Source organism: Nocardia sp. CWNU-33 (assembly GCF_046764895.1).
Classification (GTDB): Bacteria; Actinomycetota; Actinomycetes; order Mycobacteriales; family Mycobacteriaceae; genus Nocardia.
This window is the reverse complement of sequence record NZ_JBKOQN010000124.1, coordinates 1-804: the sequence shown is the minus strand read 5'-3', so window position 1 is coordinate 804 and position 804 is coordinate 1. Positions and strand designations below refer to the sequence as shown.

At 63.2% G+C, this 804-nt stretch carries 2 protein-coding genes and 1 pseudogene; all 3 read left to right on the top strand.

Going from position 1 to position 804, the window contains the following annotated elements; translation table 11 throughout:
• Positions 1-14: 14 nt before the first annotated feature.
• The gene (locus ACLMAL_RS39675) at positions 15-344 is read left to right on the top strand and encodes a PadR family transcriptional regulator (RefSeq protein ID WP_412003779.1); all 330 of its coding nucleotides are present in this window, start codon (positions 15-17) and stop codon (positions 342-344) included.
• Positions 345-346: 2 nt separating this feature from the next.
• Positions 347-691 carry a DUF1048 domain-containing protein gene (locus tag ACLMAL_RS39670; protein ID WP_412003778.1) on the top strand — a complete coding sequence of 115 codons (345 nt, stop codon included), beginning with the start codon at positions 347-349 and terminating at the stop codon, positions 689-691.
• A gap of 9 nt (positions 692-700) precedes the next feature.
• A pseudogene (locus ACLMAL_RS39665) lies at positions 701-804 on the top strand (ABC transporter ATP-binding protein); the annotation flags it as partial.

Sequence of the window (804 nt, the reverse complement as noted above, 5' to 3'; positions counted from 1 at the left end):
CGAGGAGGTTATCCGTGGGCAAGCAGATCACGGAGATGCTCAAAGGCACGCTCGAGGGCATCGTCCTCGCGATCTTGTCCGTGCGGTCCGCGTACGGCTACGAGATCACGGCGTGGCTGCGGGAGCAGGGCTTCTCCGACATCGCCGAAGGCACCATCTACGCCCTGCTCGTCAGGATCGAGAAAAGGGGCCTGGTCGACGTGGAGAAGGTCCCGTCGGAGAAGGGACCGCCGCGCAAGGTGTATTCCCTCAACGCTCAGGGGCGCGAATATCTCGACGAGTTCTGGAGGACCTGGAGCTTCCTCTCGCAACGGCTCGAACAGCTCCACGAAGGAGGCAAATAATCATGTTCATTGAAAAGGTGATCGGTGACCTCGGCGACAAGCGGCGGTGGCGGCAGTACAAGGCGCGCAAACAGCAGCTTCCCGCGAGCTATCGCACGGCAGTCGATGGCCTCGAGCGGTACCTGATGGTCCTCGGGCCCGGGGGCGGCAACGCGATTTTCGAGGACCTCATCGATCTGTTCGAGCAGAGCGCGGCGGACCGAACCCCGATCCGCGAGGTCATCGGGGAGGACCCTGTGGAGTTCATCGAGGCGTTCGCCCGGAACTACCAGGAGGACTCGTGGAAGAACCGCGAGCGGGAGAGGCTGAACAGCGCCATCGAGCGCGCCGCCGGAGAGGGAAGGTAGGGCCGTTCGATGACGACACAGCAAGTTCCGGTGATCCATGTGCAGGGCCTGGAGAAGTCCTACAAGGATCTGCATGTGCTGCGCGGCGTGGACTTCGAGGTGGAGCGGGGCAG